The 13,639-nt window shown below is 41.6% G+C and carries 12 protein-coding genes and 3 pseudogenes; 9 read left to right on the top strand and 6 right to left on the bottom strand.

All coding sequences use genetic code 11. The annotated features are described in order from the left end of the window. Positions 1-24 precede the first annotated feature (24 nt). Positions 25-1,385: pseudogene (locus KKZ03_RS18340) on the top strand (IS4 family transposase). Here the strand turns inward: KKZ03_RS18340 and KKZ03_RS18335 are convergent. Next, positions 1,318-3,264, bottom strand: a complete 1,947-nt coding sequence (locus KKZ03_RS18335; protein ID WP_243218206.1) for a cytochrome c peroxidase — start codon at positions 3,262-3,264, stop codon at positions 1,318-1,320. The pseudogene KKZ03_RS18340 and the gene KKZ03_RS18335 overlap by 68 nt on opposite strands. Positions 3,265-3,392: 128 nt before the next feature. Then, a pseudogene (locus KKZ03_RS18330) lies at positions 3,393-4,436 on the bottom strand (selenium-binding protein SBP56-related protein); the annotation flags it as partial. An 83-nt stretch (positions 4,437-4,519) separates the two neighbouring features. On the opposite strand from KKZ03_RS18330, the gene KKZ03_RS18325 reads away from it, so the two are divergent. Both KKZ03_RS18325 and KKZ03_RS18320 read left to right on the top strand, forming a co-directional pair. Beyond that, a complete protein-coding gene (locus tag KKZ03_RS18325; protein ID WP_243217091.1) occupies positions 4,520-5,023 on the top strand; it encodes a transposase family protein in 504 nt (167 codons plus the stop codon). Then, a complete protein-coding gene (locus tag KKZ03_RS18320) occupies positions 4,977-5,357 on the top strand; it encodes a transposase family protein (protein ID WP_243217090.1) in 381 nt (126 codons plus the stop codon). The genes KKZ03_RS18325 and KKZ03_RS18320 overlap by 47 nt, the downstream gene beginning before the upstream one ends. Before the next feature lie 11 nt (positions 5,358-5,368). Here the strand turns inward: KKZ03_RS18320 and KKZ03_RS18315 are convergent. Both KKZ03_RS18315 and KKZ03_RS18310 read right to left on the bottom strand, forming a co-directional pair. Further along, a pseudogene (locus KKZ03_RS18315) lies at positions 5,369-5,644 on the bottom strand (selenium-binding protein SBP56-related protein); the annotation flags it as partial. 336 nt (positions 5,645-5,980) lie between these two features. Continuing rightward, positions 5,981-6,421 (bottom strand): OsmC family protein, encoded by a 441-nt coding sequence (locus KKZ03_RS18310; protein WP_243218205.1) that lies wholly within the window; start codon positions 6,419-6,421, stop codon positions 5,981-5,983. Positions 6,422-7,234: 813 nt separating this feature from the next. Here KKZ03_RS18310 and KKZ03_RS18305 point away from each other — a divergent pair. The 3 genes from KKZ03_RS18305 (at position 7,235) to KKZ03_RS18295 (ending at position 9,839) form a co-directional block, all read left to right on the top strand. Then, a protein-coding gene (locus KKZ03_RS18305) for an IS630 family transposase (protein WP_243217008.1) occupies positions 7,235-8,370 on the top strand; the annotation gives its coding sequence in 2 pieces (ribosomal slippage) (positions 7,235-7,664 and positions 7,664-8,370; 1,137 coding nt in all). A gap of 160 nt (positions 8,371-8,530) precedes the next feature. Beyond that, positions 8,531-8,719: a transposase gene (locus KKZ03_RS18300; protein ID WP_243217761.1), complete on the top strand. Its 189-nt coding sequence runs from the start codon at positions 8,531-8,533 to the stop codon at positions 8,717-8,719. A gap of 229 nt (positions 8,720-8,948) precedes the next feature. Beyond that, complete coding sequence (locus tag KKZ03_RS18295; protein WP_243221649.1) at positions 8,949-9,839, top strand: transposase; 891 nt, start codon at positions 8,949-8,951, stop codon at positions 9,837-9,839. A gap of 220 nt (positions 9,840-10,059) precedes the next feature. On the opposite strand, the gene KKZ03_RS18290 is transcribed toward KKZ03_RS18295, so the two are convergent. Further along, positions 10,060-10,257, bottom strand: coding sequence for a hypothetical protein (locus tag KKZ03_RS18290; protein ID WP_243218204.1), 198 nt, complete (start codon positions 10,255-10,257; stop codon positions 10,060-10,062). A 535-nt stretch (positions 10,258-10,792) separates the two neighbouring features. Between KKZ03_RS18290 and KKZ03_RS18285 the strand changes: the two genes are divergently transcribed. The 3 genes from KKZ03_RS18285 (at position 10,793) to KKZ03_RS18275 (ending at position 13,436) form a co-directional block, all read left to right on the top strand. After that, positions 10,793-11,194: a hypothetical protein gene (locus KKZ03_RS18285; RefSeq protein ID WP_243218203.1), complete on the top strand. Its 402-nt coding sequence runs from the start codon at positions 10,793-10,795 to the stop codon at positions 11,192-11,194. Positions 11,195-11,205: 11 nt separating this feature from the next. Next, positions 11,206-11,607, top strand: a complete 402-nt coding sequence (locus KKZ03_RS18280) for a glycine zipper family protein (RefSeq protein WP_243218202.1) — start codon at positions 11,206-11,208, stop codon at positions 11,605-11,607. 173 nt (positions 11,608-11,780) lie between these two features. Continuing rightward, the gene (locus KKZ03_RS18275) at positions 11,781-13,436 is read left to right on the top strand and encodes a DUF6538 domain-containing protein (protein ID WP_371744760.1); all 1,656 of its coding nucleotides are present in this window, start codon (positions 11,781-11,783) and stop codon (positions 13,434-13,436) included. Positions 13,437-13,439: 3 nt separating this feature from the next. Here KKZ03_RS18275 and KKZ03_RS18270 read toward each other — a convergent pair whose 3' ends face one another. Continuing rightward, positions 13,440-13,613, bottom strand: a complete 174-nt coding sequence (locus KKZ03_RS18270; protein WP_243218200.1) for a hypothetical protein — start codon at positions 13,611-13,613, stop codon at positions 13,440-13,442. Positions 13,614-13,639: the final 26 nt, after the last annotated feature.

The raw sequence follows: 13,639 nt of genomic DNA, 5'->3' as shown, positions 1-13,639 counted from the left end.
CAAAGTCTGATCAATAACTTAACCATGCCAGCTATTAAAAAAAACCGTATTCAGCAGCAAATTGACCGCTTCAAAAAGTCATTTTTGCAATCCCAAGGACTAGGTGTTGAGGATTTTTTTCAGCCGACAGCATTACCAACATTATCGCCAATACCCCGCATAAACGCTCCTCGGTGTTCTTGCCCTTAGTCACGCTTAAAGCTTTCATTTTCCAAGTATTAAGTGATGACGGTTCCTGTAAACAGGCAGTGGCAGGCGTATTGATTGATCGTATCGTCGATGGACAATCAGCCAATACGGTTAACACGGGACCTTACTGTAAAGCCCGACAACGCTTACCACTAAAGGAACTCAGAGCAGCCACCACAGCTGCTGGTTTGCGTCTTCATAACCAGTCTCTGGCCGCGTGGCGATGGAAGGGTTATAACGTTGTCCTTACTGATGGAGCAACGGTGCAAATGCCAGATACACCAGAGAATCAGGCAGACTTTCCTCAGCTGGATAGTCAAAAGCCTGGTTTGGGCTTTCCGATTGCTCGCATGGTTGTGTTGATTTCTTTGGCTGCAGGAACCGTGCTCGACTATAGCCTGGGAGCCTATCAAGGCAAAGGAACTGGCGAAACATCGTTACTCAGTCAACTGTTTGGCAGCCTGTCAGTTGGCGACTTGCTGATGGCGGACCGCTATTACTGTACCTTCGCCATTATTGCGCTCTTGCAGGCTCGTGAAATTCCTGTGCTATTTCCACTACATGCCCGGAAAAAAGTAGATTTCAGCTTGGGTGTCTACCTGGGTGCAAGAGATCATTTGATTGACTGGACGAAACCCAAACGGAAACCGGTGTGGATGTCCAAGCAGGACTATAGCGACTTGCCGGAATCGATTACCGTCCGAGAGTTTGCGGTAAACGGCAGAATCTATTTGACCACCTTACTAAATGCAAAGGGCTTTCATAAGCAAGAGCTGGCTATGCTTTATAAGCAGCGCTGGAAAATTGAGCTGGATTTTCGTTCCATCAAAACCAATATGGGCATGGAAATATTACGGTGCAAAAAACCTGACATGGTAAGCAAGGAGATAGCTATCCACTTATTGGCATACAACATCATTCGTGGCAATTTGGCACAGGCAGCCAGCCTGCATGAGAAGATACCCCGCCAACTGAGTTTCAGGTCAGCAGTGCAACTGGTCATTCAAGCCGCCAAGCAGATGGTAGGCTTGACAGGGAACCAACTCATAAGCGCCTTGCGTGAATTATTAAAAGCGATGGCATCAACGGCCATTGGAAAACAAAAACGTAAGAGCCAGCCAAGAGCAGTCAAACGCCGACCAAAACCCTTTCCTTTGCTGATGGTGCCAAGAAACGAGGCATGTTTAAGCCTCTGACTTTGTTTTTTATATTTGCGGTAGCAGTATTAGCATCTGACACCAGATCTTTAATATTGTTGCCAGTCAGCACTTTTAAAAAAGAGATCAAATCCGCTATTTCTGAATCTGATAAATTCAATGGCTTTATTAACGGTGACAAATTTTCATTGGCAATGCCGCCCTGATTGTAAAAACGCACGACATCTTCCAGTGTGGCTAACGAACCGTTATGCATATAAGGTGCTGTCAGTGTTATATTACGAAGTGAAGGCGTTTTATAAGTCCAGCGGTCCTTGGGATTTTGACTGATTTCGTAATAGCCCAAGTCACTGGGCTTTTCGGTATTTAAGCCCGTTAAGCTTTGTTGGGGAACATTAACAAATACACCGGGAGCTACTTGAACGTTTTGTTGTTCTGGTTTTTTTTGCATAGAGGCAGCGTAACCGACCCCTGTGTTGTGGCGTTTGTGATCGGTGAATAAGGCTGATTGCTCATTAATAGTGTGGCAGTCGCCGCAAGCGGCTTTGTTAGTAAATAAAGCAAATCCCCGTTTAACCTCATCATTTACAACTTGAGACTGCTTACCGTAATGCCAGCGGTCAAAAATCGAGTCAGCGGAATTAAGTGTGCGTTCATAACTCGCTATCGCCTGTCCTATCGTTTCCATATTCGGGCCTTTGTTAAAAGCTTTTTCAAACAGGCCGCTATAATCAGGGCTATTTTTTATTTTATCGATCACATACCCGATGGATGGATTAGCCATTTCGTTGTGTGCCAGTAGTGGTCCCCACACTTGCTGTTCCAAATTGTTTTCGCGACCATCGTGAAATAGTAGTTGCGCGTAACCGACATTATACAGAGTAGGGCTATTACGTCTTACACTTCGACCTTCTATACCTACTGCAGTACTTATTTCATTACTGCTGAAACCTTGCTCAGGGATATGACACATAGCGCAGGAAAAGGTATTATTTAAAGACAGACGACGGTCGTAAAATAATTTACGACCCAATGTGATTTTGAGCGATGTCGTCGGGTTGTCTTTAGGTTGAGGCAGTATAGGCAAACCTAACGGTGGGCTTTTCGCAAATTTAATCAGCTCGGCTGCTTTACCTTGGCGCTGAGGCAGCGCCTTGGAACGCGTTTGGTAATCAATTTTTTGATAATTTTGTTTGTTGTCGCCGGCCTCATAAAACATTTCAATTTTGGTGGGCTGAGATTCGACTTGGTGCGGGGTTTCTGCCAATAAAGTTTTTACATCGTTGATAACGGTATCGGCATGCAAAAAATCAATACTATAGATATTGCGAATATTTTTGTTTGTGTCAATTAGATACACTCGCAGTAAATGCGAAAAGGTGCGGGTGAATTGACCTTTGTCATCATAAATTTTCTGCACATTTTGTTGATAAGCATCGAGCATGGGTTGTAAGGCTATTTCGTCGCGGGTGGTCAGAAACTGCCAATCTAAATTGCCTGTTTTAAAATTCTGGCCGTAATGGCGCATCATGTCTGGAGTATCGTGAGTCGGGTCGAAGCTCAAGGTTAACAGTCGTAATTTGCCGGCTAACTCAGGTTCTTTTTGTAATTGTTGGCTAATCTTATGCAGCACTTGGGTTGCCAACGGACAGCCGTTTATGTCATTGCAAGTGGCATAAATAAAACTCAGCAATACTAACTTACCGCCCATAAATTGGTGAAGTCGTTTGGATTTTTTTTCGATAGTTAAAATTTCGCCGTTGGCAGCAGGGCCGATGATTGGCAAGGTATAACTGCCGGGTGCTGCAGGTTGGAATGGCAGATCGGAGTAACCAACTGCTAATGACTTTGATTCTTGGGCTAGAACTGTTGTTGTTATCAGAATTAAGAAAAGGCTAAGGAAATAAGGACTTTTCATGATTTCTTGTTGTTACCTTTTAAATTTGGATATCGTGCTAACCGGGGTTGATTCAATAGCGCCCGCTCCATAATGCTTGAAGGCAAATGAAGAGGGCGAAGGTCAAGAAACGGATGTTAAATCAGAATTTATGATTTAGCTTTTTTGCCATACAAGGAATATGCACCAAAGCGCATTTGATGTGCTCTACCTAACTTTTCTTTAGTAAAGTCAATCGAGAATTGCTCGGTCAACTTATTACCATCCCAGTTATAAGCCTTGAAAAACTGCTCATTATCGGTGCCTTTTTTGTCCCAGTTAGCTAATAATGAAGAGGTGTAATACAATCTTTTGCCATCCCAGCTCGACGATACCATATTAACTTGAGCCCCGATTTTTTGTTCAAACACTTGTTTTGGATTAAACGGATCGCTGATGTCAAAGCGACGAGTCTTGCCATCCATAAAAGTGTTGACCCACAGGGTTTTGTCATCGCTAGAGATAGAGAGGTCTACTGGTAGCGGGATTTTGGCAGGATCACCAATATCAGCAACATCTTTAGCTTGCCATTCATTTTTGTCGTCTTGATAAATCAGCCAGATCTTTGAGGTCAGTGCGGTGCTGGTAAAGCAATAGTTATGTTGTTCGGCCCAAGCGCAGCGAATTTCTAAGGGAGCACCGGGAACATCGAACACCTTTTTAGGTTGGCGACTATTTAAGTCCCACTGTACTACTGTGTTGCCGAAGCGTTTCATCGCTTCAGGATCTGTCAGCATCTTGCCGAAATCCATCATGTAATTGGACCAACCCGTAAACGAAGAAGTCAGCATTAGATTTTTGCGAGGTAAGACTCTTACATCGTAGTTATAACCGTCAGCATATTTTCCGGATTTAATGGCACCTTCTAAATTACTGTCGGTCGGTAGCCAATAGGTGACTATATAATCACCCGCGTTACTGTATTCAACAATGGCGGTACGACCACCATGATCTTTATTGTTGGATAGACCGGTAATAATCATTCGCCCCGGTAAGGCATACAGGCTGTGTGGACCAACCACACCACCACTTTTGGTGACAAAATCGGTAATTGTTTTAGTCAATTTTGGCTTGGCCGGATCAGTGGCTACGTCGAAGATGAATATCTTATTGGTATCTAGTCCACCAGCCCATAGAAATTTCCGATCATCAGTAGACATCTTTCCTAAATAATTGACATAGAATTTGGCTTTGATAGGGTTAAAATAGCGATCTACCTCTGAAAACACGGATAGCCATGACTCCTTATGCCCAATTGCCAAGACACAAGCCTGAAGAATTTTTAAGGACTGTCGGCCTGTCACCAGAAGATTTTCTGCATCTTCACGGTAAGCTGGTGACTTACCTGGACGAACAAAAAGTCCTTAATCCACTGACTAGACGGGGACGAAAAGACTCCAAGATGGCTTTGGAAGACCGCTTGTTACTGACACTCTATTATCTTCGTCACTATCCGACGTTGATAAATCTGGCTGCGGTCTTCGACATCAGCGAATCGTATTGCCATAAAATCTATACTCGCACTGTAAGACTATTGATCAAAATCGAAAAACTGCCCAACCGCAAAGCACTGTTGGAAGATCCCGCAGCTACCGTGGTCATTGATGTTTCGGAGCAGCCTATCGAGCGCCCTGTTAAAAACCAGAAAGCGTACTTTTCAGGAAAAAAAACGCCACACGATCAAAGTCCAACTCGTGATCTGCCTATTGACGATGACTATACTCTCCGTAGTGATAGGTAAAGGTCAACAGCATGATTTTTCGATCTTCAAAGATAGCCGTCTATTGTTACATCCTGATGCCCTGTTGTTGGCGGATTCCGGATACCAAGGGATAAAGAAACACCATCAGAACTCGACTCTACCGGTTAAAAAGAAAAAAGGCCAACCGCTTTCGGCAGAAGACAAAGCCGATAATAAGGCACTATCAAAACAGCGTATTTTTATTGAGCATGTTAATCGCCGATGCAAAATTTTCAGGATTGCCAAAGATGTTTATCGGGGCAAACACAAGCATTACTCCTTGACATGGAATTTAGTGGCTGCTCTTGTTAACTTACGCTATGGCTGTATTTAGGAAAGATGTCTAGTAAAGTCCGAATGGTGAGCTTCATTACGTCCACCGACAGACAAGTTACCAATTACCTTGCCGTATTTAGTCGATTTAGGATTAACATCGACCGTAACGAGTTTGTCCTGTTCGTCACCAACGCCTTCTGCGCCTAGGGTCCAAATATAAACAAAATCTTCCTGACCAGTAATTTTAGCCATGTATGGAGAAGCGCAGGTTTCATCGGCGCTGGCAGAAAAGCAGGCAAAGCTTAATATAAAAGTTGCACTAAAAGTAGTTAGTTTAAAATTCATGGTGCTCCCCCCTCAAATATTGTTGTAATTGTGTTGATATAATAAACGACTGATGTCTTTATTATTCGGTTAGAAAAAGGCCATATTAGTTGATATTTTTGAGTATTTAATGAAACACAACCATGAATTCTACAGCAAAGGATATCTTTTTTATATTTATGATGTTATCAATAATATTATTGCCGGCTTTGAAATTTATATGTCGCCTGTATGCCAGTGATACCAAGGGTTTCAGGGCTGCCTCAGGATAAATCGTTCTTTAGGTTAATTAACTTCTTTATGGGATGAAACGTTATGCTACTTTTGGCATGGCAATAACTCCATGCCAATTGGCTTTTAACTGTTCGTAAAGATATAGTTTACGGGGGTTGGATTCAAAAGATTATCGTTTACGGGACATCTTTCCTTAACTTTTAAAATCAATAGTTGTTCTTTTTCGAAAGATGCATCAGTATTTAATTCGATATGAGCATTCAGCGATTGAAAGCCTGCTCGTTCTTTATTAGAAATTCCTAAAAACTTTTCTGGATTAATATCCCCGTTTATATTGATATTTAATTGATTAATTGAAATATCCAATTCTTTTGCGACGATGTTAAATACTACATTTAAACACCCTGCATAGCCTGCCAAGATATATTCAACTGGGTTTGCAGCACTATCTTCACCACCTAAAATTGGTGGTTCGTCAACCACAATAGAAAATTGGCGAGCAGTCCCTTCATAGCGGGTTGCAGAAGTACTTTTTCCATTGATTGAAAAATTTAATAAACTCATAATTGAATATAATCCTGTTATTTGATAAGAATTTTAACAATCTAACTACTTTATCTCAGTAAATATCAAAAATGCCGTGATAAAGCTTAGAAGGCTTATTGATTTTTTTAATGGCACAAGTTTGCTCCTAAAATTCATTCACATTTGTACTATTGGAAAACAGCTTAGTGTGTTTTTTTTACTTAAGAAAACGATATTATTCGATTTAGATATCAAATAAAGAGATATCCCGATGTTTTTATAGCGTTCAAGAGAATATTGATTATGTGTGTGTTGATAGAACGTAACGACTTAATGTAATGATGAAAATAAGCAGTTACACAACATTATTTACATCTTCGCATGTGAGTTGCATCGCCTTGTTGTGTGACGAACAACTGACCAGAATGGAGTTTGCGTTGCAATCTAATTAGTCGCGGTGTTTTTGAGGGTTTCCACGCTGGTAGTGAGGGTAATCTATACTCAAAAATTGCGACTCCCCGCGTAAGCCATACTAATAATGAGTAACGGTTGATAACGGCTAGACAGGTTTCTCGTAGATTTGGACAGGCTTTATTTACACCCTCTTGGCGTAATGGTAATTATTCTGTCCCTACGTCAAAAACCTAAAAATTGGGTTAAAAAAGCGCTATGTTATTTCCTATGAGATTAAGCGACCACGATCTACTGCAATTAACTGAAGAAGAATTGCTGGAATTGCCAGAGGAAGTTCTGCGTCGATTATCCGTCAAATTACTCTAGTACTCAGTCAGCGTTGATATGTCGAATGATAGCCCCCATATAATGTCTTTACATTGCCATTAATAAACACCATTGAAAAAGAAATACATAGTACGACTAACGGAAGATGAACGCGCTTATTTGGGAAGTTTGATTCATACCGGAAAAGTGGCCGCTCATAAAAGGTTACACGCTGAAATACTGCTGAAAGCGGATGTTAGCGAGTTAGGAGAAAAATGGCTGGACCGGCCAATAAGTGAAGCTTTTGGTATTTCAAGACGTACCGTTGAACGAGTCCGGGAGCGACTGGTTCAAGAAGGCTTGGAATCGGCTTTAAACCGGGCAAAGTCAATTCGGGTTAGAAGTCGTACTATTGATGGAGAGAATGAAGCCCGTTTGATCGCGTTAAGTTGTGGCGATGCACCTGAAGGGCGTAGTCGCTGGACATTACGTTTACTTGGACAGCAGATGGTTGAGCTGGGTTATATTGAAAGTGTATCGCATGAAACTATCCGGCAAACCTTAAAAAAAACGAATTAAAACCCTGGCAAAATAAAGAGTGGTGTATTCCGGCTAAAAAAAATGCTGAGTTTGTTTGTGCTATGGAAGATACGCTTGAGGTTTACAAGCGACCTTATGATGAAGCGCAACCACTGATTTGCATGGATGAAAGCAGCAAGCAACAGATTAAAGACACGCGAACACCAATACCGGCAAAGCCTGGCACGGTCGCTCGGTACGACACGGAATATGAGCGTAATGGAGTGAGCAATATTTTTATGTTTTTTGAACCCTTGCAGGGCAAACGGTTTGTTGAGGTAACCGATCAAAGAACGGCCATTGATTGGGCGCATCAAATTCGTAACCTGGTTGATGTCCATTACCCGCAGGCTAAACGTATTACCCTGGTTATGGATAATCTGAATACCCATACTGGTGCCTCTTTATATAAGGCATTTGAGCCAAAAGAGGCGAGAAGAATTCTTGAAAAACTAGAAATACACTACACGCCCAAGCATGGCAGTTGGTTAAATATGGCCGAGATAGAATTAAGCATCCTGTCACGGCAATGTATGGATCGCCGCATTCCAGATCAAGAAATGTTAAAAACAGAAATTTTAGCGTGGCAAGAAAAAAGAAATACTATTGCTCGGCCTATGAAATGGCGGTTTACCACGGAGGATGCACGGATAAAACTGAAGAAACTTTATCCGACATTATCAGATTGACTGAGTACTAGGAAGCTGTCCGAGAATAACTCATAAATTACTTGCCCCTAATCAATACCTTCGCCAATTGGGATGAGTAATTTACAGATATCGGAGGAAGGAGAAAGGTCAGAGAAGGTAGAATACCGCTTCTAACAGAGCATTCGCAGCCAAACTGACCATGAACGAAATCATAGCAATACTAAATACCGTAAGTCCACATTTAAAAGCCTGCACGCTAAAGCAGATGACCCTGCTTATTGAAGCCATGCTGTCGATGACGGGGCGGGTAACCATGCTGAGTTTGTCGCGTTGGACTGAAAAGGATGGCAGCTATCGGACGGTACAGCGTTTTTTTAAAGAAAAATAGCGTGGTCAGCGTTACGTTGACAACTCATAAAGCAACATACACAGGAAACTAAAGGTATATGGTTGCTGATTGGGGATGAGGTCATGGTGACCAAATCAGGGAAAGAAACGCATGGCTTAGGGGTTTTTTTTCTTCGATTTACAACAAGCCATTGCCTGGGCTGTGTTTTTTAAACCTGTCATTGTTATCTGTCGAAACACGGACGGCTTACCCTTTAATCACCGAATAGCTGGTACGTGGCGATGTTCAAACCAGTGCGCCCAAGGCCGTTAAACCAAAAAACTCGAAACCTGGCAGGCCTAAGGGCAGTGTTAACAAAAACCGGAAAGTTGTTAAACTATGGTCTTTTCAACGACAGTTGCAAGCCTGTATTAATGCGGTATTAACGTTGATAGGGTTGAATTTGGGAATCGTCTACTTTGTTTACGATGGCGCACTGGGCAACAATGCTGGCCTACAAGCCGTTATACAAACGGGGCTACACCTTATTTGCAAGCTACGCCATGATTCAACGCTTTACTTGCCCTACTCGGGCGAGTATTCAGGAAAAGGTAAGCCGCGTAAATACGGTGAAAAACTAACACTGGAAACATTAACGGACGCGCATCGGAAATCGGAGGCCGTGGAAAAAGGCATTCAAACGTGTACCTATCAGGTACACGTTTGGCACAAAAACTTTCCTGAATTGCTCAATGTCGCCATCATTGTAAAGACCAACCTAAAAACAGGACGGATCGCAAAGGTACTGTTGTTTAGTGATGACCTGACACTGGCCAGTGAAAAATTGATCAGCTACTACGCTTTGCGGTTTCAAATCGAGTTTAACTTCCGCGATGCCAAGCAATATTGGGGGTTGGGAGATTTTATGAATGTCAAAGAAACGCAAGTCAACAATGCGGCTAACTTCTCCTTGTTCATGGTCACTTTTTCACCGCTTTTATCGGCAAAAATAGAGGGAACCAACAAGGGCAGTATGCTGGATTTGAAAACCATCTTCAGAGCCCGAAAATACACGCAGCGGATTATTAATTCGCTGGACAAAAATGATGACACATTTTTAATCGACGACCGTATCTTCCAAGCCGCAGAAATTGGCAGGATTCATGCGAGAGCGGCTTAAATTTTGGCGAAGGTATTGCCTAATACTTGACCACTTTTAATTTGAATTAGCGTTTAACAATTTAATGGAAAATAGTAAATTTATTATAAATTTCAATTTTTTATCGCATAATAGATACAAGTTTAATACTATTGGGCTATGCCATGTCAGTTCCTTTCAACTCAACTCAAGTCCGGTTGAATTTAATCAACACCTGTTGTTTCCCACTAATATTTTTGATTTACTCCCAAAAGATCACGAGTGTTTTCTTTACGCCGACCTGTTTTAACAGCTTGATACGATTAGCCTTGAAAGTCTTAATGGAGTTAAAGGCCAGAACGCCTATCATCCCAAGCTCATCGTTGCGACTCTGATATTTGCTTACAGGCAAGGGGTTTTCAGCTCCCGAAAAACGCTGCCAAGAAGATTTATCCTTCATGTTCATCGCGCAAATGAATTGTTCTAATTTTCGAGTGCTCAGCGATTTTAGAAAAGGTCATGGCAAATTCTAAAGGATTGTTTTAAGCAAACTGTGAAACTGGCACTGTAACTGAAGCTGGCTTCCTCTGGGCATATCAGCAGGGATGAGGTCACTGTACGAAACTTCATCCGGCATCAAGAGAAAGAGTATAAATGAATAGAATAACTCGATTTATTTTAAGGCCTATAGCAACCATATTATGTAAAAACCAGAGCCATATTAAATATTAACCAATTAAAAATAAACGAGTTATTTTCTCGAATAAATAGTAGATTTATGATGCCTTTAGATAAAAAAACGTCATTTCAATGACTTAAAATTGTTTAAAATATTGCCGTTAAATCGAGGGAGGAGGGCAATTATATCTCAATATTGATATAAATAATCCCTGATTATAAAACAAGGGCATAATGCTATAACTTGAACTTTTTTGGCGTCATTTCGTCGGATTCACATTTTTGATGCGTTCTGCTTAAGCGGAATGGAGGCTTATATGAAAAAAATTTCCGTGCTCTATTGGGTCATTGTTTTGCTTGGATCGATAACCAGTCCCTCTTTATGGGCTGGAAGAGGCTATGGTTATGATGGTAGACATTATGGGGGCGGATATGGCGGTGCTTATGGTTATGGCGGTCGTTCTAATTATAGCTTTTATTTAAATGCGCCGATTTACCCTTATTACCCTAATCGGTATCCTTATTATCCACCAACTGTAATTACCATACCGGTAACGCCGCCAGTTTACATTCAGCAGCCTCCGCCACCGCCTCAACAGCAACAATATCCGGCGGGTTACTGGTATTACTGTAATAACCCCGAAGGCTATTATCCTTATGTTAAGGAATGTCCTCTTGGCTGGCAACAAGTTAATCCGATACCACCTGCACCTCGCTAAGGAGTTTATTCATGTTACGTTTTTCCCTCGTGTTTTTGGCCACGATTATATTGGCCATCAGCGGTTGTGCCGGTTTACCCAATGGGCCAAGTATTATGGTGCTTCCCGGCACTGGTGTGGTTTTTGAGCAGTTTCGTAACGACGATGCTATTTGTCAGCAATACGCTTCTTTTCAGGTTGGTGGTACTACTGCCAATCAAGCCGGAGTGAAAAGTGGCGTCACCAGTGCTGTAGTTGGTACAGCGTTAGGTGCAGCAGCAGGCGCAGCCTTCGGCGGTGGGAGCGGTGCTGCCATCGGTGCCGGTAGCGGTTTAATAGCCGGCAGTCTTGTTGGTACAGGTATTGCCGGCAGCTCTATGAACACTGTACAGCAGCGTTTCGATATAGCTTATATTCAATGTTTGTATGCCTAGCTAAGTGACTGATTTTAATGCTTTCTTTTTTTACGATATTTATCTTTTGTAAAAGGTCTGTTTTTAAAGGCGGTTGATTTTAAAAGATAATTTCTGAGCATGTTTATCAATCCGCGCGTTATTTAGGCTCTACATGGTTTGCTACAAAACCGTGTTACAAAAGAGCTGTTATAATGTCCAAAATTTCGCACCTATACCGAAGAGGTAACACGCTCTATTTTCGCGTGTCTGTTCCTGAACGTTTCCGCCTAATCCTAAACACTTCTGAGTTTACGCAATCCCTACGCACTCAAAACCGTAAAGATGCAATTCCAGCCGCTTATAAACTTGCTGGTGAGGCAAAAAAACTTTTCTTATGTCTTGATAACCTAATGATAAAAAATAAATCCATTGATGATGTGTTGTTGAGTGAGGCACTTGATAGCCTTGAGAATGAAGAGCCTAGCCGCTTGCTAAAACTTAATGCCAAACGAAAGGCTGTTGATACGATGTGTCGTGAAGTTCGTACAGCAATAAAGATTGATGATCTTCAGAATGATAATCTTGCATTGATGATAAGGCATCGTGAAGAGTTGGACGCACTGAGTTATAAAATCAAAGCGGATGCTTTTGATAAACTAACTTCTTCAAGCATCGTATCTACCAAGCAAGTCCCAATTAATGAAAAGGTGATAGATAGTAACGCCCCGTTATTATCGGTCGTCTATGGTGAATTTTTCGCGGGTCATCTAAAGAGCAGGGCAAAGCTCGAATCTTTTAAAAATGTATTTATCCCTTATGCCGGTGATGTTCCTATTACGCTAATCAATCAAGATACGGTCAATAATTTTTTTAAACTGCTTGTTAAGTGTCCTGGTGGTCGGGGTGGTCACTCTGATGCTTTTGGCAAATTGTCATTGCAGGAGCGTATAGTTGAGTGTGAAAAATCCGGTGCTGTACTAATGGGTGCAACGACTTTTAAACAAACTTATCTTGGCGCTGCGAGACAATTTTTTAGATTCCTAAAATCTAACTATGCATCCTACAATTTGAACCTATCAGTTGAGCATATTAACTATAAAGACTTTGGAGGGTTACGGGCTAAAGGTGAAAACAAACAGCGGGCGTTATGGGGTCATGAGATTGAGCGGTTGATGTGTTGCGTTACTATGAGGGGCTACGCTGTTGAAGAGCCGCATAAATTCTGGTTACCTATGTTGGGATTATTTACAGGCGGTCGTGTTAATGAGATTTGCCAGCTAAATCCACAAACCGATATTTTGAAGGATAGCGTTAGCGGTTTATGGTATCTGAACTTAACTGAGGATGATTCCGGTGAGGGGCTTATAAAATCCTCTAAGAATAAACATAGCTTACGTAAAGTTCCGATTCACTCAAAGCTGATTGAATGTGGATTGCTGGATTATGTTAATCGGGTCAAGGCATTGGGGCATGATCGCATCTTTAATGATTTTAAACCCAAGTTAGGTAGAGCCAGTTATGATGCTATCGTTTTTTTTAGAAATCATTTAAAAAACGTTGGTCTGTACGATGACAAAACAATAGGTAAAAATGTTTTAGGTATGCATTGCTTGCGTGGGTCTTTTATGTCGCATCTTGTTTTGGGTCTGAAAAATTCCGGTATTGGTGGAATGGATGCAATGGGTAGAATACAGCCAATAGTGGGACATTGTAGCGGAGTAACAGACGAAAACGGTAAAGACTTTAGCGTAACACTCAATTATATTGATGTTGATATAATCGGAGACGGTGGGAATAATTTAATGGAACTAAAAGGCATCATTGAAGCGTTAGACTATGGTTTGGCGTTTCCGTCTAACACTTCTTAATGCTTAGGGCTGGGAAATTAAAAGGCAATTATTATCTGCCTGCACAGTTTGGACTTTGCCTAAGGCTGGATGCACAATCGTGTGGCTTATCATAAAGCCCTGATCAATCGTGGCGGTAATGGTTGCCGCTTCCAAGATGTTGCATAAGTCTTCAAGTGTAATTATTTGGGTTCTCATTTTTTTAAGCCTGATTTGATTTTTAG

The sequence above is a fragment of the Methylobacter sp. S3L5C genome, from assembly GCF_022788635.1.
In the GTDB taxonomy this organism is placed as follows: Bacteria; Pseudomonadota; Gammaproteobacteria; order Methylococcales; family Methylomonadaceae; genus Methylobacter_C.
Note: the sequence above shows the minus strand (reverse complement) of the source record. Positions and strands in the feature narration are given on the sequence as shown.